At 75.5% G+C, this 1100-nt stretch carries 1 protein-coding gene; it reads left to right on the forward strand.

Annotated elements, in window-relative coordinates; translation table 11 throughout:
• The first annotated feature begins 186 nt into the window (after positions 1–186).
• Positions 187–1038, forward strand: coding sequence for an Fpg/Nei family DNA glycosylase (locus H5J33_RS36155; protein WP_181798892.1), 852 nt, complete (start codon positions 187–189; stop codon positions 1036–1038).
• The last annotated feature ends 62 nt before the right edge of the window (positions 1039–1100 follow it).

A 1100-nucleotide genomic window follows, 5' to 3' on the forward strand; every position in this document is an offset into this window, starting at 1 on the left:
GGTTCGCTCGGCACGGTCACGGTGGAGCGGATCAACGGCGCCCAGGCCCTCACGTCTCCCGCGGGCGCCCTCCTGGAGACGGCCGGGTTCGTGGCGACACCGCGCGGCCTGCGCCTGAGACCGTGAGGCGCCCCGGCCGGCAGGACGGCACCGTACCCCCCGGCACCCGCGTGGCAGGCTTGAGGCATGCCCGAAGGTGACACGGTCTGGCAGGCCGCGCGGCGGCTGCACGAGGCCCTCGCGGGCGAGGTGCTGACCCGCAGCGACTTCCGCGTGCCCAAGTACGCGACGGTCGACCTGGCCGGCCGCGCGGTGCTGAACACCATCCCGCGCGGCAAGCACCTGCTGACCCGCTTCGAGGACGGCCTGACCCTGCACACGCATCTGCGGATGGAGGGCACGTGGAAGGTGTACGGCTCGGGCGAGCGCTGGCGGGGCGGACCGGCCCACCAGATCCGTGCCGTCCTGTCCACCGCCGACCGCGCGGCCGTCGGTTACCGCCTCCAGGTGCTGGAGCTGCTGCGTACGGCCGACGAGGAGCAGGTCGTCGGCCACCTGGGCCCCGACCTGCTCGGCCCGGACTGGGATCCCGAGCGCGCCCTGGCCAACCTCCTGGCGGACCCCGCCCGGCCGCTCGGCGAAGCCCTGCTGGACCAGCGCAATCTGGCCGGCATCGGCAACGTCTACAAGAGCGAGCTGTGCTTCCTGCTCGGCGTGACCCCGTGGCTGCCCGTCGGCGCGCTCCCCGCCGACCGCGCCGAGAGGCTGCCCGGCCTGGCCAAGCGGCTGCTGGAGGCGAACCGCGACCGCCCGGTCCGGCAGACCACCGGCGTGCACCGGCACGACCTGTTCGTCTACGGCCGCGCGCCCCGGCCGTGCCTGCGCTGCCACACCTCCGTCCGGGTGGCCGACCAGGGCGACGGTTCCCAGGAACGCCCCACCTACTGGTGCCCCACCTGCCAGCCGGGCCCCGCCCCGGCGCCCGGCTCCCCCCAACGCTGGCGGGAGAAGTACCCCCGCCGCCCTCGCACCCCCTGAACTCCCCCACCACCGGACGCTCCGCCTTCGCCACCGGAGCCGCCAACGGAACCGGCCGGGCC

The sequence above is a fragment of the Streptomyces sp. WELS2 genome, assembly GCF_013870595.1.
Taxonomy (GTDB): domain Bacteria; phylum Actinomycetota; class Actinomycetes; order Streptomycetales; family Streptomycetaceae; genus Streptomyces.